Raw genomic sequence first — 20,043 nt, forward strand, 5'->3', positions numbered from 1 at the left:
CATGTCGCAAGGTGGGCTGTTCGCCTCCGGACCGCTCGTGATCGTCGACGACGAGCACGGGCGGTTCGCGTACGAGCCCGGCGTCGTCCCGCCCGGGCAGGCCGCGGACTGGTTCGCGTCGTTGCAGGCGGAGATTCCCTGGGAGGCGCAGCGCCGGACCATGTACGGACGGGACGTCGCCGTGCCGCGTCTGGTGCAGCATTACGCGCTGGACGAGGCGGGCCTTCCTTCGGCGATCGCGGAAGCCGCCGCCATCGTCATCGCGCGCAGCGGCATCGCGTACACGTCGGTCGGGCTGAACCTGTATCGCGACGGACAGGACAGCGTGGCGCCGCACAACGATCACATCGAGGAGCTGGTCGAGGGCGCGCCGATCGCGCTGCTGTCGCTCGGCGCCACGCGCCGCATGACCCTGCGCGAGCGCGAGCCGCCGAAGCGGCGTTTCGACCTCGACATGGAAGCCGGCAGCCTGCTGACGATGAGTTACGCCACGCAGTTCCACTACGACCACGGCATCCCGAAGACGCGGACGACGGTCGGGCCACGGATCAGCCTGGCCTTCCGCGTCCGCCCGGGCGGCAAGGCCGGCGGGCGCCGCTACGTGACGCATCGCCAACCCGCCTGAGGGCGTGCTCAGAACAGGTCGATGCTGCCCAGCGCCACTGGAGCGCTCAGTTCGCCGAGCGCCGCGAGCGTCTCGTATCCGTGCACGCTGTCGCGACCGTGCTGCTTGGCGAAGTACAGCGCCTTGTCCGCACGGTCGAGCACGATCTCCGGGTAGTCGTGCTCCGTGATGCGCGCATAGCCCACGCTGACGGTCACGTGTCCGACCTGCGGATAGGCGTGGGCGCCGACGAACGTCCGGAAGCGGTCCAGTACGTCGTGAACCTCGGCGTCGTCCTGCGCGGCGAGCAGCACGACGAACTCCTCGCCGCCGAAGCGGAACAGCACGTCGCTGGAGCGGAAGCACGCGCGCATCTGCTGCGCGAGCATCAGGATCACCTCGTCCCCGTACACGTGGCCGTAGGTGTCGTTGATGCGCTTGAAGTGGTCGATGTCGAGGATGGCGAGGTAGAGCTGCGACACGCGGTCGCCCGGCACGCCGTCGTCGGATGGGCCCCGCGCGCGCTGCCGCTGGAGCTTCAGCAGTCGCTGCAGGCGCTGCTCGAAACTGCGGCGGTTGTACAGGCCGGTGAGCTTGTCGCGCTCGCTGTCGTTGAGCAGGGCGATGTAGTTGCCGTAGATGCGCGCGAACCCTTCGACCATCGTGCGGACGTGGTCGAGCGCATCTTCGGATTCGAGCATCAGCGCGCCGATGGCCGCGTTGTCGCGCTGGATCGGTATGACGAGGCGGCTGATGCCGTCGTCGGTGACGTCGCTGATCGCCTCGAGCATCTCCATCGCGCACACGATGGTGTCGATGGGATCGCCCTCGCGGATGGGATCGATCGCCTCGACGACGAACGCGCCGTCCGGCTTGCGCGAGCACACTACGATCGACTCGACGGGATGGTTCATGCTGTCGCCGCGCTTGCACAACGTGACGCTGTTGACGGAGACGAGTTCGGCGAGCGAGAGCACCACGCTATGGTCCAGCGCGTCGATGTCCCGGTGGTGCGTGAACTCCGCCACGGACGCGAGCAGGCGCGACTCCGGCATCACGCCGGCAAGGGCATGCCAGGGTGCTCTCATGTCGGGAGCGTCCCCATGCCGACGATGTGACTGACCTTATGGATTCGCACTTACCACCTCCCCCGAAGTCGGGCCGGATCGCGCCCCGGTGTGCATGTCTGCCGAACCCCGACTGGCATGTCCCCAGTAAGTAATTACGGCGGTCCAGCCGGGAACTTTAGGGGAAAAGCGGGCTGGATGTAAGGAAATGTGAAGGACGTCGCAGTCGTTGGTCTTAACAAACGTGAAGGAGTGCGTTAGGGGGTGGTCGGCCAGCGGTCGAGAATCCCGGGATCGACGCCGACCCTGCGGCACGAGCGCGAGGCGACGCCTTCGGTGAGCGCGGCGCGGAACAGGGGCGCCATGCGGCGTAGCGCCGCCGATGCCAGCCGCGCCTTGCGGAGGTCTTGCTCCGACCGGCCGAGAAGCTCGTTCGCCCAGGGCGGAAGCAACGCGGCGCCGGCATGGAGGAAGACGTCGCGGGAAAGCCCCGCCAAGGGTACCGGCAGGTCGAGGCGCGCCAGGATCTCGAGCACGACGCGCGAGCGTTCGCCGTAGACGAGCGTCGGCCGGACATGGTCGATGTACGCGTCCAACGCCGCCACGGAACCCGGCACGTCGCGCGCGCCGAGTGCCTCGGCCACGCGGCGCGTCTCGTCCAGATACGCATCGGCGATCCGGGCGGGGACGTCCAGCGGGCCATACGCCCGATATCCCGCGAGGAAGCTCGACATCTCGCTGACGTGGACCCAGGTGAGCAGGTCGGGGTCGTCGGCGGCATAGGGCACGCCGGCTTCGTCGCTGCCGCGGACCCGCGCGTGGATGCGCCGCACGTGCTCGATCATCTCTTGCGCGGCCGCCGTGGGGGCATACGTGGTGCCGCCGACGAAGGCGGTGGTCCGTCGCAGCCGGCCGACGAGGTCCTCGCGGAAGTTGGAGTGATCCCAGACGCCGGCCAGCGCACGCGGATGCAGCGTCTGCAGGTAGAGCGCGCACAGGCCGCCCGCCAGCATGCCGCAGAAGTCGGCATGCACGCGCCAGGTGACGCTGGAGGGACCGAACAGGCCGGGATCGCCCGCGGGATGGTCGTAGTCGATGGCGCCGGTCTGCGGACGCGGGAACGCCGATAGCACCCAGCGGCGGATGGGGCCCGCGGCCGGTCGCAGGAGATGGCCGAACGCTCCCATGATCAGTCGCCCGACAGCCAGCCCCGCCATTTGAAGAACAGCACGGGCAGCAGGATGCTCAGCGCGATGGCGCCGAGCGCGAGCGGGTAGCCGAACGTCCAGTCGAGCTCGGGCATCCGTTTGAAGTTCATGCCCCAGATGCCCGCGAGGATCACGGGAGGAATCGTCGCCACCGAGGTGACGGTGAGCACCTTCATCACGTGGTTCTGGTCGGTGCTGATGAAGCCCAGGCTGGCGTCGAGCAGGAACTGCAGCTTGTTCGTCAGCTGGTCGTCGAACTCGTCGAGCGTGCGCAGGTCGTGGTCGACGACGCGCAGCCGCAGCTCCACCTCGTCCGGCATCCAGTCGGGTTTCTTCGCGCGCACGAACGAGACGATGCGCTGCACGCCCAGCATCGACGAGCGGTTGCGCGCCTGCTCGCCCTCGAGGCGGCCGACCTCGAGCATGCAGTTGCGCAGCGCCGGCGTGCCGATGCGTTCGCGGGTGAAGATGCGGTCGGAAAGCTTCTTCAGGTCGGCCGAGACGTCTTCCATCCGCTTGGCGGCGAGGTTCACGATGGCTTCGATGAGCGTCGCCAGGACGTCCGCGCTGGATTCCCAGCGGTGCACGTTGCAGCTTTCGTTCGCGAGATCGAAGGCGGGGGAGGGCGCGAAGCGCAGCGTCATCAGCACGCGGTCCGTCACCACGATGCCGACCGGCGCCGCCTTGTGTCCGTTCGCGCTGTCCGCGAAATAGGGGATGGACAGGTACATCGCGTCGTCGTCGGTGCGGATGCGGCTCGACAGCGCGAGGTTGTCCACGTCGCCGCGCTCCGGGATGCGGAGGCCGGTGATCTCCGCGGCGCAGGCACGCTCTTCCTGTGAAGGATCGAACAGGTCGATCCAGATCGGCTTGTCCGGACGCCCCATGCCGGGCTTCCAGGTGGCGGGCGGTCCGCTGTGTCCTTGCTCGTGGATGGTCAGCACGTGCGCTCGTGGCCTCGCGATTCGCAGGAAATCACCGGCCGCGAGGCCGGAACGTACGGCAGTTTACGCCCGCGGCGTTTGCGCCACGTGGATGGCATCGGCCGCCGGAGACGCGCATGCTTGGCACATGACCCCATGCCGGAGAGAACGATGAGCGACGTGGCCAAACCGCTGGAAATCATCCACGACGAGGCGAACCAGGTGTTCAGGGCCGTCGTCGATGGCTACGACTGCGAGGTGGAGTACCGGCTGCAGGACAAGACGATGGTGATCACCCATACGGGCGTTCCCTCGCCGGTCGGGGGCCGCGGTATCGCCGCGCTGCTGACGAAGTTCGCGGTGCAGACCGCCGAGGCGAAGCACTGGAAGATCACGCCCGCGTGCAGCTATGCCGCGACGTGGTTCCGGCGCAATCCCGAGTACGCGCATTTGCTGGCCTGAGCATTCCTGCGTCACACGCCCTCGGCCCGCTGCGCGGGATCGCCGATGCGATCGGCTCCCACCCGCCGGCCGGGCGACCGGTGCTCGCGACGCCATTCAGGTACGTGTTAGGTTTTGGGTTTCGATCAGAGACCGGGACCCATCGATGCGTACCAAGTGGATCGTCGTCGCCGTCGCGCTGGCATGCGCGGGCGTGGCCCAGGCCGACACACCGGCGAAGACCGGGGATGACCTGCGGATCGCCGCGATCCTCGAATCGCTCGGCAAGGTTCGCAGCATCGCCTCCGTCTCCCTCTCGCCCGACGCGAAGCACCTCGCCTGGACGGTGAAGACCAACGGCAAGCCCGTGCTCGAAGTGGCCGACGCCGATGGACGCAACGCCCGTCGTGTCACGGCCAGCAAGGGCTGCAGCGAGACAGGGGCCACCTGGGCGCCGGATTCGCGGCACCTCGCGTTCCTCTCCGACTGCGCCGGCAAGGCGCCCGGCGTGGAAGAGGGCAGGCAGAACGACATCCATGTCGCCGACATCGCCGGCAAGGCACCTCCGCAGCGCATCACGCACCTCACGGGCTACGTCGACGGGGTCGAGTGGCGTCCGGACGGCAAGGCGCTCGGGTTCCTCTACGTGCCGAACGCGACCCGACGCGCGAGCGCCACCGCCGCGGCGAAGCCGCAGCTGGGCGAGATCGGCGTCGAAGGCATCGAGGTCCAGCAGGTGGCCACGGTCGACGTCGGCGGCGGGGCCTTGCGCACGCTGACGCCGGCCGGTCTGCATGTCTACGAATTCGCCTTCTCGGGCGATGGCGGGCGGATCGCCTATGTCGCCGCCGAGCCGCCCGGAGACAACAACTGGTGGATCGCGAAACTGTACGTCCAGCCGGCGACGGCCAACGGTAAGCCGACGGCGATCGTCGACACCACGACGTTGACCGGTCCTCTGAAGAACCTGCAGGTCGCGGTGCCGCGCTTCTCGCCGGATGGGTCCCGCATCGCGTTCATCGGTGGCCTGATGAGCGATCAGGGCTCCACCGGTGGCGACATCTGGACGGTACCTGCCGCCGGTGGCGCCGCGCCGGTCGACGTCACGCCGGGCATCCGGACGACGCCGGCGTGGCTCGCCTGGACGGCGGCGGATCGCCTGATCGTCGGGGAACACGCGGCGGGCGCCAGCCGGGTCTCGCGTTACGAGCTGCCGGCGAGCGGCGACGCGACAGCCACGACGCTGTTCGAGGTGCCCATGACGATCGGCGATGGCCGGCTGTCGATGTCGCTCTCGTTGAGCGCCGACGGGGCGAAGGCGGCGTTCGCCGCCAGTTCGTTCGACAAGGCGAACGAGGTACAGGTCGCCGACCTGTCGGGCCAGGCGGCCCCGGTCGCCGTCACGACGTTCAACGCCGGCCTGAAGCCCTCGTGGGGCAAGGCCGAGTCGATCGCGTGGAAGAGCGAGGGGCAGGACGTCCAGGGCTGGCTGCTGTATCCCGCCAACTACGATCCGAAGAAGCGCTACGGGATGATTGTCTCGATCCACGGTGGCCCCGCGGCGGCGGTGACCCCGCGCTGGCCGGGCGTCGGTTACGGCGGCGCCCCGCTGTCGGCGCTGGGGTATTTCGTCTTCATGCCCAACCCGCGTGGCAGCTACGGGGAGGGCGAGGCCTTCGTGCAGGCCAATCGCAAGGATTTCGGCTATGGCGACCTGCGCGACGTGCTGGCCGGCGTCGACGCCATCGAGAAGAACCACCCGGTCGACGACCGCCGTCTTGGCCTCACCGGCTGGAGCTACGGCGGCTTCATGACGATGTTCGGCGTCACCCAGACGCAGCGCTTCCGCGCCGCGGTGGCCGGCGCCGGCATCTCCAACTGGCAGAGCTATTACGGCCAGAACCTGATCGACCAGTGGATGAAGCCTTATTTCGGTGCGTCGGTCTACGACGATCCGGCCGTCTACGCCAAGAGTTCGGCGATCAACTTCATCAAGCAGGTCAGGACGCCGACCCTCGTCGTGGTCGGCGAGCGCGACGCCGAGACCCCGGCGCCGCAGTCGTTCGAGTTCTGGCACGCGCTGCGGGCCCAGGGTGTGCCCACCTCGCTCGTGGTGTACCCCGGCGAGGGCCACGGATTCGCCCGCGATGCCAGCCGCCGCGACGTCCTCGCCCGGGCCCTGGCCTGGTTCGATCGCTACCTCGCGGCGCCCGCACCCTGAAGGACGCGGCCCGGCCGGTCGCCGTTCCGGGACCGGCGCATTGCGTTTTTTCGCGGACGCAGCATCATGCGGGACGGGAGACGGCGTCTCATGAAATGTGAAGACGCCAGCGGAATTCGTCGCATGACCTAAAGTCGAGGGCGGTGATGGCCGATAATCCTGGGGACAAGTGGCATAGCGTCCGGGCCGATCGCAGGCCCGCCGGTGTCGCCCTTGGGCATTTCGTAGAATCCGCGGGTCGGTCGCCGTGCGCGCCGGTCGGCGACGTGTCCCGTGATCCGGGCCGGAGCGTGGCGTGCTGACACATCGTAGCGTCGAGAGCGGCTTCATCGCCGCATCGAATTGCGCGCGCGGGTCCCTGTTCGGGGCCGGCGGCGGGTCGGCCTGCACGCCCTTCAGCACGGGTGGCGCCGGGCTGGGCTGGCTCCTCGCCCTGATGGCCGTCTGCGCCCTGGCGGCCATCGCCATCGGCTGGCTGCTCGGGCAGCGCCGCCGCCTGCATGCCCGCCTCGAGGATCCTCGCGAGCAGGCCAGCCGCGCGCTGGCCTTCCATGCCTACCACGACACCCTGACGGGTCTGCCCAACCGCGCGTTCATCATGCGCGAACTCGAGCAGGCGCTGGCGTCGCCCGACGGCGACTCGCTGGCCGTGATGTTCATCGATCTGGACGGCTTCAAGTCGATCAACGACACGCTCGGCCACGAGGCCGGCGACGTCTTCCTGCGTGCCGTCGCGTCGTCGCTGCGCAGCAGCGTGCGGGCGCGCGACACCGTCTCCCGCTTCGGCGGCGACGAGTTCGTCGTGGTCGTGCAGGCGTACGGCGGCATCGAGAACCTGGTCCGGGTCTGCCGGAAGGTACTCGATCTGGTCTCGAAACCCGTAAGCGTTTCCGGCCAGCTGGTGGCCGTCAGCCCGAGCATCGGCGTCGCCGTCGCCCCGAAGGATGGCCAGCAGGCGTCGACCCTGATCCGCAACGCCGACGCGGCGATGTACGCGGTGAAGGAAACCGGCAAGGCCGATTTCCGGTTCTACGAAGAAGGGATGCTGGAGCTGGCGCGCGAGCGGCTCGCCCTTACGGTCGATCTGCGCGAGGCCCTGCAGGCCGGCCAGCTCTCGGTCGAGTACCAGCCCAAGCGCAACCTGCGCGACGGCAGCCTCGCGGGGGTGGAAGCGCTGGCGCGCTGGCACCACCCGACGCGCGGCGATGTCCCCCCGTCCGTCTTCGTGGCGATCGCCGAGCGCTCGGGCCTGATCCATGCGCTGGGCGAATACGTGCTGCGCTCGGTGCTCAATCAGGTGCTGGCATGGGACGCCTCGGGCACGGTCGTCGACTACGTGGCCATCAACCTTTCGATGCACGAGCTCAGCCGGCCCGCGTTCGTGGACACGCTGCATCGCGCGGTGCGCTCGTATGGCGTCGACCCAACCCGTATCCGCTTCGAGCTCACGGAATCCACGGCGATGCGTCAGCCGGAAGAAACCATGCGCCAGCTGGTCAAGCTGCGCTCGCACGGCTTCGACCTCCTGATCGACGACTTCGGCGCCGGCTACTGGAACCTGAGCCATCTGCGCGAGCTGCCCGTCGGCACGATCAAGATCGACCAGTCGTTCGTCCGCGGCAGCACGCTGAACCTCGCCGATCGCGAGATCACCGAGGCCATCGTCGGCCTCGCCAAGAAGCTCAACATGCGCACCATCGCCGAGGGCGTCGAAACCGAGGCGCAGGCGGATTGGCTGCGCGACCTCGGTTGCGACATCGGCCAGGGCTATTTCTTCGCTCGTCCGATGACCGCCGACGCGTTCACGCGGTACCTCGACCCGACCGTGGCCTATGCCGGCTGACCGCCTCACGCGGCCCGCTCGTCCTCCGCGTCATCGAGCATGTCTGGTCGCCCTCCTGGGCTGGTTGTGCTGCGTGTTCGTCGCCACCGCGTCCGCGCAGACGGCCGTGCCGACGCCGCCGGTCGGCGTCGACCCGTGGGCGGTCTACGAATCGGCCTGGTTCGATACCGTCGGCGTCACGGACGGCCTGCCGCACTCGACCACGACGGCGATCGTGCAGGACACGCGCGGCCTGATCTGGATCGGCACGTTCGGCGGCCTCGTCCGCTACGACGGCTACCGCATGCAGGTGTTCGGCCAGGAGCCCGACTCCTACGCCGGCGCGGTGCTACCCGATTCCTACGTACGCGCGCTGATGCCGCTGCCCGACGGCGGCCTGCTGATCGGCACCAATGCGGGCGGGCTGGTCCGCTTCGATCCCGTGTCGATGCGTTTCCATGTCTATCCGATCGGGCCGGGCGGCACCTCCAACGGCAAGATCTTCGCCATCTCGCGGGCCCGGCAGGCGGGCAGTTTCTGGATCGCCACCGAAAGCGGCGTCGACCGGCTGGACCTCGCCACGGGAAAAATCACCCGCGAGTCGATGCAGGACGGCGACGCGAAGGACATGGTCGCGCGCACGTTCGTGGTCAGCGAGGACAAGACCGGCAACCTCTGGGTGGGCACGGACAACGGGCTCTTCGTCCGTAAGCCGGGCGGCCGTTTCACCCGCGTCCGCTCCACCGATCCCGCCGTCGACGAGATCCTCCACGACCAGGTCTGGGCGCTGCTGCAGGGTAGCCACGAACGCCTCTGGGTCGGCACCGGGCAGTCCGGTGCGATCTTCATCGACGCCAGCGGGCAGGGGCACCTGGTGCCCGGCTTCTCCGGCAAGAACGGTCTCGCGCGCCGGCGCACGGTCCGCGCCTTCCACGAAACGGCGCAAGGCGTGCTCTGGGCCGCGACCGACGGCGCGGGCGTCGTCACGTACGATTCCGTCACGGGCCAGTTGCGCATGCTGAGCCACGACGCCGCCATGCCGTCGTCGTTGCCCGGCGACATCACGCGCGACATCTTCCAGGACAGCTCGGGCAACATCTGGGTGGCCACCGAACTCGGCGCCGCGCACTACGATCCCAACGGGCGCAAGGTGTTCTCGGTGCTGCCGTCTCCGCTGGAGTCGCACACGCTCTCCAACGCCAACGTGCACGCGGTGTTCGTCGATCCGCGTGGTCGCGTCTGGCTCGGCCTCGGCATGGGCCGCGTCGACGTCCTCGACCTCGCGAAGGGGACGATGCGCCACCTGCAACTGGGCGGTGAGCAGGCCGAGCGCGACGTCCAGGCTTTCGTGGTCGCGCCCGACGGCTCGATCTGGGCCGGCGCGCAGGGCATATCGCGCATCGACCCGAACACGTTCGAGATGCGCAGCTCGATGATCCCGAGCCTCGACGGGCGGCTGATCCTGTCGATGCAGCGCGACGGCGACGACCTGCTCATCGGCGGCTACGACGGTCTGTTCCGCTACGAGACGCGCACGGGCAAGCTGACGCAGATGCGCCACGACGACGCCGACCCGAAGAGCCTGGTCGGCGACCAGGTGCGGCACATCGTGCGCATGCCCGACGCCTGGTGGTTCGCCACGATCAGCGGCATCAGCATCGCGTACGACGGAGAGAAGGGCTTCGTGAACCTGCGCCACGATCCGGCCAATCCGTCGAGCCTTCCGCACGACTACACGGGTTCGATGGCCTTCGATTCGCGCGGCCGCCTGTGGCTCGGCACCTTCGGCGGCATCGCCTACATCGACGACTTCAAGCCGCGCGGACCGTTCCGCTTCGGGGTCATCGGCGCTCGCGATGGCCTGACCAACACCAAGATCAACGCGCTCCTCGTCGATCACGACGACCGCGTGTGGGCATCGATGGCCAATGGCGTGGCGATGGTCGACGCCGCGAGCCACCGCGTCGCGGATCTCGGTATCCGCGACGGCCTGCGCATTCCCAGCTACATCCATCGCGCCGCGGCGGAAGCGCCCGGCGGCGAGCTGATGTTCGGCGGCCTCGGCGGCCTGACCGTCATCCGTCCTTACTGGGAGGCGCCGGTCGCCGGTCCGGCGCGCCTCGCCATCACGCACGTCTCGATCAACGATCGTCCCGTGCCACTCGACCAGGTGCCGGGCGACGGCGATGCCGTCACGCTCGGGGGTGACGGACGCAACCTGCGCGTCGACTTCGCGCTGCTCGACTTCCGGGCGCCGCTCGAGACGCACTACGCGTATCGCATGGACGAGGCCGACAACGCCTGGAACGCGGTACCGCGCGGCATCCCGCCCAGCGCCATCTACACGAACCTGCCCAGCGGCACCTACACGCTGCGCCTGCGCGCCACGGTGCGCGGCCTCGATGCGCGCACGGTGGAGACGTCGGTACGCGTCGTCGTCACGCCGCGCTGGTACGAGAGTCCCTGGACGCTGCTCCTCGGCGTGGCGCTCGGTGTCGCCGTGTTCTTCGGGCTGGTCTCGCTGCGCACGCTCTACCTGCGCCGTCGCGCCGAGCTGCTACAGGCCCAGGTCGATGCGCGTACTCGCGACCTGAAGACCGCGAACGAGCGCCTCGACCACCTGGCGGGCACGGACGAACTGACCGGCTCGCTCAACCGCCGCCGGTTCCTCGAGCAGGCCGAACGCGTTCGCCAGGGTGCCGCCAACGACGGCATCCCGTTCAGCGTGGTGCTCATCGACATCGACGATTTCAAGGCGGTGAACGACACCTACGGCCATCTGGCGGGCGACACGGTGATCCGCGAGACGATGCGCGTGATCTCCTCGATGTGCCGCGCCGACGACCTCGCGGGCCGTTTCGGCGGCGAGGAATTCATCCTCTGCCTGCCGGGCGCCCTGGCCGAACACGCACTCGACATCACCGAACGCGCGCGTCACGCGCTCGGCGCCATGGTGATCGTCCACGGCGACTACCGCATCCGCATCACCGTGAGCGCCGGCGTCGCCATGTGGCGCGCCCCCGAATCGCTGCATTCGCTGCTGGGTCGCGCCGACGAGGCGCTGTATCAAGCGAAGAACGAGGGACGCAACCGGAGCCGTATCGCCCGGGTGTGAGGCGCGATCGCTAAAACCGGGCACCGGGGACGTGGATACCGGCGTGCGCCGGTATGACGACAACCGTCGCACCGGCGTAAGCCTGTGCCCACGGCGGGGCGATCGGTCTTCGCTACAACCTCCGGCGTTACGTTCCGGGTCTCAAAAAACCCAGCGCCGGGGACGTGGATACCGGCGTGCGCCGGTATGACGGCAACCGTCGCACCGGCGTACGCCGGTGCCCACGGCGAGGCGATCGGTCTTCGCTACAACCTCCGGCGTTACGTTCCGGGTCTCGCGAAAACCATGCACCGGGGACGTGGATACCGGCGTGCGCCGGTATGACGACAACCGTCGCACCGGCGTACGCCGGTGCCCACGGCGAGGCGATCGGTCTTCGCGACAACCTCCGGCGTTACGTTCCGGTCTCGCGAAAACTATGCGCCGGGGTCGTGGATACCGGCGTGCGCCGGTATGACGGCAACCGTCACCCCGGCGCACGCCGGGGTCTACCGCCCCGGTCCCCAAGGGAGGCGAGCACGCCTCATCGGCATGTGGCTCTCAGTCGCGGAAATTCTCGAACTGCAGCGGCAGCTCGATGTCCGACTTGCGCAGCAGCGCCATCGCGTCCTGCAGGTCGTCGCGCTTCTTGCCCGTGACGCGCACCTTCTCGCCATTGATCTGGGCCTCGACCTTCAGCTTGGCCTCCTTGATCTTCGCGATGATCTTCTTCGCGACCGGCTGCTCGATGCCTTGCTTGACGGTGATCTTCTGCCGCGCCTCGGCCAGGTTCGTCTCCACCTTGCCCTCGTCGAGCGCGCGCAGGTCGATCTTCCGGGCCGCCAGACGCGCGCGCAGGATCGGCAGCATCTGGGTCAGCTGGAACTCGTTCTCCGCCTTCTGCGTGATCACGTTCTCCTCCAGCTCGAACTTCGCGCCGGTGCCGCGCAGGTCGAAGCGGTTGGAAATCTCGCGATTCGCCTGGTCGACGGCATTGGTGAGTTCGTGCTGGTCGACTTCCGAGACGATGTCGAAGGAGGGCATGGGAGGGTCCTTGTCGATGGGATCGACGGACGAGTTTACGCGAGGGCGGTATCATGTGCGTTTGCACGGCGGATAAGCGGCATGGAATACGACGTCCTCGTCGTGGGGGCAGGTGCGGCGGGCCTGATGACGGCCATCGTGGCCGGCGGCCGCGGGCGCCGCGTGCTCGTCGTCGACCATGCCAACCGCGCCGGCAAGAAGATCCTGATGTCCGGCGGCGGACGCTGCAATTTCACCAACACCGCCACGACCCCCGCGAATTTCCTCTCCGCGAATCCGCATTTCTGCAAGTCCGCCCTGGCGCGTTACACGCCGTGGGACTTCATCGCGATGGTCGACCGTCATCGCATCGCCTGGCACGAGAAATCGCCCGGTCAGCTGTTCTGCGACGAATCCTCCAAGCAGATCGTCCGCATGCTCCTCGACGAATGCGCCGCCGTGGGTGTCCGCGTGGAGACGAACTGTCCGGTCACCCGCCTGCGGGCGTCGGCCGGAGGCTTCTCGGGCGAAACGCCGCTGGGCCACGTCCGCGCGGCGTCGCTGGTGGTCGCCACCGGCGGTCTCTCGATCCCCAGCCTGGGCGCCTCCGGCTTCGGCTACGACCTTGCCCGGCAGTTCGGCCACGCCGTGCTGCCGCTACGCGCGGGCCTCGTGCCCCTGACGCTCAGCGGGAAGCACCAGGAGCGCTTCGAGGGTCTCTCGGGCGTGGCGCTGCCCGTCGAGGCGCGGGCGAACGGCGCGGCGTTCCGCGACGCGATGCTGATCACCCACCGCGGCGTGAGCGGCCCGGCGATCCTGCAGGTGTCGTCGTACTGGGAGCCGGGCACGGACCTGCGCGTCGACCTGCTCCCCGGCGCCGACGCGGGCGAGACACTGCGTTCCGCCCGCGCGGAGCGCCCCGCGGCGGAACTGAAGACCATCCTCTCGGGCCTCCTGCCGCGGCGCCTCGCCGAGCGCCTCTGCGAGGTCTGGATACCCAACCGCCCGATGCGCCAATACCGCGACGCCGAACTGAACGACATTGGCGCGCAACTCGCCGACTGGCCGATCGTCGCCAGCGGCACGGAGGGCTACCGCACCGCCGAAGTGACGCTGGGCGGCGTGGACACGGACGAGGTGTCGTCGTCCACGATGATGTCCCGTCGACAGCCGGGGCTGTACTTCGTGGGCGAGGTTCTCGACGTCACCGGCCACCTCGGTGGTTACAACTTTCAATGGGCCTGGGCCTCCGGCAACGCCGCCGGTCTGGCCGTCTGACCCGGACACTCCTGGAGCGAAGCGATGCGTATCGGATTCATCGGATTGGGCAGCATGGGCGCCGGCATGGCGGGCAACCTCGTCAAGGCCGGCCACGAGGTCACCGTCTGGAACCGCTCGCCCGAGGCGGCGGCGCCGCTGGCGGAGCAGGGCGCCACGGTGGCGGACACCGCCGCGAAGGCGGTGGCGAATGTCGAGGTGCTGCACAGCATGCTCGCCAACGACGCGGCGGTGCGCGACGTGTTGCTGGAAGGCGGCGCGCTCGACGCGCTGCCGAAGGGTGCCGTGCACGTGAACCACGCGACCATTTCCATCGCACTCGCGCGCGAACTGGTCGCGGCGCACGCGGACCGCGGCCTCGGTTACGTCGCGGCGCCGGTCTTCGGCCGTCCCGCCGTGGCCGCCGCGGGCGGCCTCAACATCGTCGCCGCTGGCAGGCCGGAGGCCCTGGCGACGGTCTCGCCGCTGCTCGCGCTGCTGGGCCAGAAGGTCTGGCCGATGGGCGACGATCCGGTTCGCGCGAACATCGTCAAGATCGGGGGCAACTTCCTGATCGGCGCGGCCATCGAAAGCATGGCGGAGGCCTCGGCGCTGACGCGCGCCCACGGCGTCTCCGCGAAGGACTTCCTCGAGGTGATGGGCGGTTCGCTGTTCGCGTCCCCCATCTACACCATCTACGGCGGCCTGATCGCCGAGGAGAAGTACTCGCCGGCGGGATTCAAGATGTCCCTGGGGTTCAAGGACATTGGCCTCGCGCGCGCGGCGGCCGAGGCGGAGCGCGTCCCCATGCCCTTCGCGAGCGTGATGCACGACACCTTGCTGGAGGCGCTTGGCGCGGGCGACGGCGACCTCGACTGGGCGGGCATGGCACGGGTGGCGGCCGCGCGGGCGCGCCTCGACGACGCGAAGCGTTAAGCCGGTTTACGCACGCCTTCACAATCGTTAGCCCGCCAGGTCCGCCACAATCGGGCCAGCACGTTGGGTGCGCTTACGAAGGTGGAAGACATGACGGCAACCTGGAAGACGGTGTACGAAGGCGAGCACGAGAAGCGCACGCTGACCGTGCTCGAGTCCAACGATGGCACGTACAAGGTGCTGACCAAGCAGAATTACTACGAGGACGGCGGCGCCTACCAGGACGGCAAGACCTTCGTGCACGTGTCGCCGAGCAGCGTGGGCGAAGAGGTCGAGAGCGAGGCCAACACGCGCGACGCCCTGAAGGAGGCGCTCCTCAAGCTGCACTTCTCGCAGGACACGGTCAGCGCCATCTGCGACCGCCTGCACTGACGGATCGCGACACGTTTCTGCCATGATGGCGCCTCGTTCGCCTGAAGGCGTCCACCGTCCATGGCAGAAACGATGTCCCCGGCGACCGAGCGCACCGTCCCCCGGATCCTGATGTGCGCGCCCACGTTCTTCGAGGTCGACTACGTCATCAATCCCTGGATGGATGGCCACCTGCACGACACCACGAGCGAACGTTCCGGTCGCCAGTGGGACGCACTGAAAGACACCGTTTCCCGTCATGCCGACGTCGTCGTGCAGCCGCCCGCGAAGGGCCTGCCGGACATGACGTTTTGCGCGAATGCCGGTCTGGTCTACGGCAACTCCTTCGTGCCGAGCCGTTTTCGCTACGAGCAGCGGCAGGGTGAGGAAGCGCACGATCGCGCGTGGTTCGCGCACCATGGCTTCGACGTCGTCGATCTGCCGGAAGGCGTTTTCTTCGAAGGCGCCGGCGACGCGCTGTTCGATCGCGGCGTGTCGCGGCGTCTGTGGATGGGCCATGGGCACCGGTCCGATGCCGAAGCGGCGCCTGCGCTGGCCAGCTCGCTCGACGTCGAGGTGCTGCCGCTGAAGCTCGTCGATCCCCGTTTCTACCACCTGGACACGTGCTTCTGTCCCTTGTCCGACGGCTACACGCTGTACTTTCCCGCCGCGTTCGACGCGGACTCGCTGGCGACGATCGAGCGGCACGTACCGCCGGGCCAGCGCCTCGCCGTCGATGAGCACGACGCCGTGCTCTTCGCCTGCAACGCCGTGAACCTGGGACGCGTCGTGATCCTGAATCGCGCCAGCGCCGACCTGCGCAGCCGGCTGGAGGGCGCGGGGTTCATGGTGATCGAAGTCGCGCTGGATGAATTCATGAAAGCCGGCGGCTCGGCGAAGTGCCTGACGCTGCGGCTGGACGAGCTGGAAGGCGCCTGACCGCCACGCGCCGAAGAACGCCGCTCGAAGGCGCCTCACCGCCAGGTGCCCAAGAACGCTGTGGGAGCGGACCTGGCCGCGACGGCTTTTAGCGTCAACGCTACAGGCCCTGCTGCTCACGGCGAAGAGCCGTCGCGGCCAGGTCCGCTCCTACAAAACTGAAGCTACCGGGCTTCCGCCTGACGCCCGGCCGCGCGCCTCCGCGCCAGCCACTTGTCGAGTTCGTTCGCGAAGGCCTGCCGGTCGCGCGGATGCATGGCGGCGGGGCCACCGGTGTCGACGCCCGCGCCGCGCAGTTCCTCCATGAAGTTCCGCATCGACAGGCGTGCCGCGATCGTGTCCTTCGTGAACATCTCGCCGCGCGGGTGCAGGGCCAGCGCGCCTTTCTCGATGGCAAACGAAGCGAGCGGAATGTCCTGCGTCACCACGAGGTCGCCCGGCTCGACGCGCCGCACGATCTCGTCGTCGGCCACGTCGAAGCCCCCGGGCACCTGGATCGATTTCACGAAGCGTGACGGCGGCGTCCGGATCCATTGGTTCGCCACGAGCGTCGTTTCCACCTGCTCCCGCTCGGCGGCACGGAACAGGATGTCCTTGATGACGTTCGGACAGGCGTCCGCGTCGACCCAGATACGCATGCTCAGAGGTCCTGCCAGTCCACGTGGCCGTCGATGATGGTGTTCGTGCGGCCGCCGACCCAGACGGCGTCGCCGTCGATGCGGATGATGATCCGCGCATCGTGTCCCACCTCGCGACCCTGGCTGACGAGGTAGCCGCGCGCCAGCGGGCCGTTCGCGTCGCACTGGGCGATGTAGGCGGCGATCAGGCCGTTCGCCGCGCCCGACGCGGGGTCTTCGACGATGCCGACGCCGGCCGGGAACGCGCGCACGGCGATGCCGTCCGCGGAGCGGGCGAAGACGCACAGTCCCAGCGTGTCGGTGGCCATGGCCAGCGCGCGGATCGCCGCGTGATCGGGTCGCCAGCCGCGCAGCTCGGCTTCGTCGGCGAACTCGGCGATCCACCAGCGGCGACCGCCCTCGACGCAGGCGGGGGGCAGCACGCCGCGCTTCACGCCGTAGAGCACCGCCGAAAGCGTTTCGCCGCCACGGGAGGCGTCGCCCACGACGCGCGCCTTCGGCGACTGCACGAAGAGCTCGCGCCCCGGGCCTTCGCCTTCGACACGGATCGGCAGCACGCCGGCGCCGCATTCCTGCCAGACGATACCGGCGGCGTCGGCACGGATCAGGCCGGCGTCGAGCGCCGCATGGGCGCTGCCGATCGTCGGGTGTCCCGCGAAGGGAATTTCCTTCGTGGGGGTGAAGATGCGCGCGCGGTAATCGGCACCTTCGGCGCGCGCTGGCAGGAGGAACGTGGTCTCGACCAGGTTGGTCCAGTGGGCGAAACGCTGCATGCGCGCGTCCGACCAGCCCTCGGCGTCGATCACGACACCGAGCGGATTGCCGCCGCCGTGACGGGCGGCGAAGACGTCGAGCTGCTTGTAGCGGATGGAAGGCATCGGGGGGAACCAGGGACGGGGAGGGGCCATGATAACGGGCCGGGACACGCGCGGCTGCGTGGCCGGGCATTCGACATCGGCGCGCGTTCCCGCCAAGATGCGCGTTGGTTCGACGCGTCAGGACACCGGTTTCAACGCATGATCACGCTGCTCATCATCCTCGTGACCTGTGTGGTCTCGATCGTCGCCTTCCGCAACCAGCGCCTGCTGGACGACCTCATCCTCTGGCCGCCGGCCCTGAGCCGCAGCCGCGAGTACTACCGGCTTGTCTCGTACGGCCTCGTGCATGCCGACGGCGGCCACCTGTTCTTCAACATGATCTCCCTGTACTTCGCGGGCCGGATCATGGAGCAGTTCTTCACCGCGGCCATGGGTCCGCTGGGGTTCCTCACGTTCTACATCGGCGCGCTGGTCTTCTCGATCCTGCCGTCGTACCTGGCCAACCGCCGCAACGCGGGCTATCGCAGCCTGGGTGCGTCGGGCGCGGTGTCGGCGATCCTCTTCGCGTTCATCCTCCTGGCGCCCTGGGCACGCATCTACCTGATCGTGATCCCCATGCCGGCGATCCTCTACGCCGTGCTTTTCGTGGTGTATTCGGTCTACATGGACAAGCGTGGCGGGGACAACGTCAACCACAGCGCGCACCTGTGGGGCGCGCTTTACGGCGTGCTCTTCACCATCGCGCTCAATCCCGCGGTGCTGTCGAATTTCATCGCGCTGCTGACGCAGCCGCGCCTGTCGTGAGCGCGAAGCTGAATTTTTCCGACAGATTTATGTGACTTCGGGCGACACCTGTTACATCATGCGTTCCGTCCGGAACGAATGGCTGTCTTATCGATGACGTCCGGCATGCACGCGGCTTTCCCCTCGACGGGTGGTCCGCGTCGGCTACTACCGCAGAGGAATGAACGCATGGCTACGACCCGTAAGTCCGCCGCGAAGAAGTCCGCGGCACGTAAGACGGCTACGAAGAAGACCGCCGCCCGCAAGAGCACCGCTCGTCCCGTGGCGAAGCGCGCCGCAGCGAAGAAGGGCGCCGCACGCAAGACAGCCGCCAGGAAGACCGCCGCCCGCACGTCGCCGCGCAAGGCCGCCGTGAAGAAATCCGCCGCGAAGAAGACCGTGCGGAAGGCCGCCACGCGCAAGGTCGCCGCGAAGAAGGCCGTGGCGAAGAAGGCCGTGGCGAAGAAGGCCGTGGCGAAGAAGTCGGCGACCCGGAAGCCGGTGGCGAAGAAGTCGGTCGCGAAGAAGTCGCCTGCCACGAAGGCGTCGACGAAGAAGGCTGCGGCACGCAAGAGTCCGTCGCGCTCGACCGCCACGAAGAAGAGCGCCGCGAAAAAAGCCCCTGTGGCGAAGAAGACATCGGCACGGAAGGCGCCCGCGAAGACCGTCGCGACGCGCAAGAGCCCGGCTGCCACCGTCCGCAAGACGCCGGCATCGGGCGGCACCACCGCGCGCAAGGCTCCCGCGAAGCGGCCGGTCGCACCGACGTCCGTCGCGCCGGCCGCGGCTCCGGTGACGACACCGACCGCGGTCGCGAAGCCGAAGGCACCGCCGAAACCGCGTCCGAAGCCGGCACCCGCACCGGCGGTGAACGACGAGCCCGTCCAGCACATCAGTCAGGAAGAAGCGGTCGCGCATATCCAGGCGCTGCTCGACGCCAAGCGTGAACGCGATCGCCAGCCGCCCTCGTGGCCGACGGGTGAATCGCACGCGGCGGGTGCCGTGGACGATGGCGGCCCGAACCCCGCGCCGAAGGCCCCCTCGCCGGAGGCCAACCACCCGAACATGGCGCACGAGCGCGGCGATCAGCAGAAGAACAAGGGCTGATCGCGAAAGCTGAATGAAAGGGAAGGGCCGCCGTCGGGTGGCCCTTTTCTTTTATCGGCCATTCAATGGGCCGAGCGCAGTGTCCGAACCGTCCCCACGGAGGTCTGCCCCATGCGTCGTGTCCAAGCGATGGTGATGCTGCTTATCGGCTGCCTGCCGTTGGCGGGCTGTTACTACGACCCGGATTACGGCTACGTGCGTAACGGCACGGGCGCGGATACCTACTACGGCGAGGAAACGACCGTCGTCTCCCCGGGCTACGGGGGCGGCTATTACGGCGGCTACGGCTACGGCCCCGGTTGCTGCTATTCGTCGCTGTCGTACGGCACCGTCTGGGTCGACGGGTACGACGGACGCCGGTTCTACCGTGATCGCTACTACCGCGACCGGAACGCGTGGCGCGGTCCACCGCCGCGTGGCGACTGGCACGGCGGCCGCGGCGACGGCCGCCCGGGCCATTGGCAAGGGGACCGTCGCCCACCCGGCGGCTGGAATCGCGACGACCGCGACCATCGTCCGCCGCCCGGCGCGTCCCGCGGTGGCGATCGCCCGCCGCGCAACTGGCAGGGCAATGGCGACAGGCCGGGCGGCAACTGGAACCGTGGTGGCGACCGTCCCCAGGGCAACTGGAACCGCGGCGGACAGAGTCGCCCGACACCGCCGTCCGGCGCTCGCCCCACGCCTTCACAACGTCAGTTCGGCGGCGGACGCGACCGCAGCCGCTTCCGCAGCACCACCGACTGATTCCGCCGTCGTTGTCCTGCCCAACGGCTCGGAGCACGTTCGCGGCCGACGCCGCGTAAACGGCCCC

At 68.6% G+C, this 20,043-nt stretch carries 18 protein-coding genes; 12 read left to right on the plus strand and 6 right to left on the minus strand.

What is annotated here, in order from left to right:
* Position 1 precedes the first annotated feature (1 nt).
* A complete protein-coding gene (locus BMW54_RS03370) occupies positions 2-625 on the plus strand; it encodes an alpha-ketoglutarate-dependent dioxygenase AlkB (protein ID WP_090052981.1) in 624 nt (207 codons plus the stop codon).
* Positions 626-633: 8 nt separating this feature from the next.
* Here BMW54_RS03370 and BMW54_RS03375 read toward each other — a convergent pair whose 3' ends face one another.
* The 3 genes from BMW54_RS03375 to BMW54_RS03385 all read right to left on the minus strand — a co-directional run bounded on the left by BMW54_RS03375 (position 634) and on the right by BMW54_RS03385 (position 3,823).
* The gene (locus tag BMW54_RS03375; RefSeq protein ID WP_090052983.1) at positions 634-1,692 is read right to left on the minus strand and encodes a GGDEF domain-containing protein; all 1,059 of its coding nucleotides are present in this window, start codon (positions 1,690-1,692) and stop codon (positions 634-636) included.
* 236 nt (positions 1,693-1,928) lie between these two features.
* Positions 1,929-2,858 (minus strand): oxygenase MpaB family protein, encoded by a 930-nt coding sequence (locus BMW54_RS03380; RefSeq protein ID WP_090052985.1) that lies wholly within the window; start codon positions 2,856-2,858, stop codon positions 1,929-1,931.
* A gap of 2 nt (positions 2,859-2,860) precedes the next feature.
* Positions 2,861-3,823, minus strand: coding sequence for a CorA family divalent cation transporter (locus BMW54_RS03385; RefSeq protein ID WP_139206025.1), 963 nt, complete (start codon positions 3,821-3,823; stop codon positions 2,861-2,863).
* A 150-nt stretch (positions 3,824-3,973) separates the two neighbouring features.
* Between BMW54_RS03385 and BMW54_RS03390 the strand changes: the two genes are divergently transcribed.
* From BMW54_RS03390 to BMW54_RS03405, 4 genes are all read left to right on the plus strand, one after another.
* Positions 3,974-4,264, plus strand: a complete 291-nt coding sequence (locus tag BMW54_RS03390) for a GNAT family N-acetyltransferase (protein ID WP_090052988.1) — start codon at positions 3,974-3,976, stop codon at positions 4,262-4,264.
* A 145-nt stretch (positions 4,265-4,409) separates the two neighbouring features.
* Positions 4,410-6,464, plus strand: a complete 2,055-nt coding sequence (locus tag BMW54_RS03395; protein ID WP_090052990.1) for an alpha/beta hydrolase family protein — start codon at positions 4,410-4,412, stop codon at positions 6,462-6,464.
* A 295-nt stretch (positions 6,465-6,759) separates the two neighbouring features.
* The gene (locus BMW54_RS03400; protein WP_090052991.1) at positions 6,760-8,307 is read left to right on the plus strand and encodes a putative bifunctional diguanylate cyclase/phosphodiesterase; all 1,548 of its coding nucleotides are present in this window, start codon (positions 6,760-6,762) and stop codon (positions 8,305-8,307) included.
* Positions 8,308-8,380: 73 nt separating this feature from the next.
* Positions 8,381-11,401, plus strand: coding sequence for a ligand-binding sensor domain-containing protein (locus BMW54_RS03405; RefSeq protein ID WP_254779036.1), 3,021 nt, complete (start codon positions 8,381-8,383; stop codon positions 11,399-11,401).
* Positions 11,402-11,941: 540 nt separating this feature from the next.
* On the opposite strand, the gene BMW54_RS03410 is transcribed toward BMW54_RS03405, so the two are convergent.
* Positions 11,942-12,424 carry a YajQ family cyclic di-GMP-binding protein gene (locus BMW54_RS03410; RefSeq protein ID WP_090052994.1) on the minus strand — a complete coding sequence of 161 codons (483 nt, stop codon included), beginning with the start codon at positions 12,422-12,424 and terminating at the stop codon, positions 11,942-11,944.
* A gap of 81 nt (positions 12,425-12,505) precedes the next feature.
* Here BMW54_RS03410 and BMW54_RS03415 point away from each other — a divergent pair, with 81 nt between their 5' ends.
* The 4 genes from BMW54_RS03415 (at position 12,506) to BMW54_RS03430 (ending at position 15,886) form a co-directional block, all read left to right on the plus strand.
* Positions 12,506-13,681: a BaiN/RdsA family NAD(P)/FAD-dependent oxidoreductase gene (locus BMW54_RS03415; RefSeq protein ID WP_090052996.1), complete on the plus strand. Its 1,176-nt coding sequence runs from the start codon at positions 12,506-12,508 to the stop codon at positions 13,679-13,681.
* A 24-nt stretch (positions 13,682-13,705) separates the two neighbouring features.
* Complete coding sequence (locus BMW54_RS03420) at positions 13,706-14,596, plus strand: NAD(P)-dependent oxidoreductase (protein WP_090052997.1); 891 nt, start codon at positions 13,706-13,708, stop codon at positions 14,594-14,596.
* Between the two features lie 90 nt (positions 14,597-14,686).
* On the plus strand, positions 14,687-14,968 hold the full coding sequence (locus BMW54_RS03425) for a hypothetical protein (protein WP_090052999.1): 282 nt from the start codon (positions 14,687-14,689) through the stop codon (positions 14,966-14,968).
* A 60-nt stretch (positions 14,969-15,028) separates the two neighbouring features.
* A complete protein-coding gene (locus BMW54_RS03430; protein WP_090053000.1) occupies positions 15,029-15,886 on the plus strand; it encodes a dimethylarginine dimethylaminohydrolase family protein in 858 nt (285 codons plus the stop codon).
* A 164-nt stretch (positions 15,887-16,050) separates the two neighbouring features.
* Here BMW54_RS03430 and BMW54_RS03435 read toward each other — a convergent pair whose 3' ends face one another.
* Positions 16,051-16,524 carry a YaiI/YqxD family protein gene (locus tag BMW54_RS03435; protein WP_090053002.1) on the minus strand — a complete coding sequence of 158 codons (474 nt, stop codon included), beginning with the start codon at positions 16,522-16,524 and terminating at the stop codon, positions 16,051-16,053.
* A gap of 2 nt (positions 16,525-16,526) precedes the next feature.
* A complete protein-coding gene (locus BMW54_RS03440; RefSeq protein ID WP_090053003.1) occupies positions 16,527-17,402 on the minus strand; it encodes a PhzF family phenazine biosynthesis protein in 876 nt (291 codons plus the stop codon).
* A gap of 138 nt (positions 17,403-17,540) precedes the next feature.
* On the opposite strand from BMW54_RS03440, the gene BMW54_RS03445 reads away from it, so the two are divergent.
* The 3 genes from BMW54_RS03445 to BMW54_RS18710 all read left to right on the plus strand — a co-directional run bounded on the left by BMW54_RS03445 (position 17,541) and on the right by BMW54_RS18710 (position 19,976).
* Positions 17,541-18,146 carry a rhomboid family intramembrane serine protease gene (locus BMW54_RS03445; protein WP_090053005.1) on the plus strand — a complete coding sequence of 202 codons (606 nt, stop codon included), beginning with the start codon at positions 17,541-17,543 and terminating at the stop codon, positions 18,144-18,146.
* Positions 18,147-18,314: 168 nt separating this feature from the next.
* Positions 18,315-19,232 carry a histone H1-like repetitive region-containing protein gene (locus tag BMW54_RS19135; RefSeq protein ID WP_090053006.1) on the plus strand — a complete coding sequence of 306 codons (918 nt, stop codon included), beginning with the start codon at positions 18,315-18,317 and terminating at the stop codon, positions 19,230-19,232.
* 111 nt (positions 19,233-19,343) lie between these two features.
* Entirely contained in the window at positions 19,344-19,976 is a 633-nt protein-coding gene (locus tag BMW54_RS18710) for a hypothetical protein (protein ID WP_175472746.1), read from the plus strand.
* Positions 19,977-20,043 lie beyond the last annotated feature (67 nt).

This window comes from Luteibacter sp. 329MFSha (assembly GCF_900111665.1).
In the GTDB taxonomy this organism is placed as follows: Bacteria; Pseudomonadota; Gammaproteobacteria; order Xanthomonadales; family Rhodanobacteraceae; genus Luteibacter.